The organism is Paracoccus sp. S4493, from assembly GCF_000967735.1.
In the GTDB taxonomy this organism is placed as follows: Bacteria; Pseudomonadota; Alphaproteobacteria; order Rhodobacterales; family Rhodobacteraceae; genus Paracoccus; species Paracoccus marcusii.
In genome coordinates this window covers 1-418 of the sequence record NZ_JXYF01000544.1, presented here as the reverse complement: position 1 = coordinate 418, position 418 = coordinate 1, and the positions used below count along the sequence as shown (strand labels likewise).

The 418-nt window shown below is 73.9% G+C and carries 1 pseudogene; it reads right to left on the bottom strand.

The window, feature by feature from the left end:
- Window positions 1–418 (bottom strand): annotated as a pseudogene (locus TW83_RS21675) (anti-sigma factor); the annotation flags it as partial.

Sequence of the window (418 nt, the reverse complement as noted above, 5' to 3'; positions counted from 1 at the left end):
CGGGCGTCTGGTGCAGGCGGGGCAGGGTCACGTCGAAGCTGCCGGCGCGGACCGCGAAATGGCTGATCGTGCCCAGATCGGGCGTGTCGAACAGGATCTCGATCCCCGGACCCTGGGGCGAGGGGAAGACCTGCGCGTCGCGCACCGTCCAGTCGTCGGGAAACCGGGGCAGCACGATGCCGGTGGCGGCGCGCATCTCGACCGGGTCCAGGCGGCTGATGCCGGGCTGCGAGGTCATGTCCAGGCGCAGCAGGCTGACCTGATGCGCCGACAGGGCCGCCGTGACCGATGCGGGCGCGGGCGATGCCGCGACGCCTTCGCGCACCGACAGCGGCCCCAGGCCGGCATGGGCCAGCCAGCCCAGCCCCACCAGCAGCGCGGCCGGCACGATGCGCAGGACCCGGCGCAGCTGCGCATC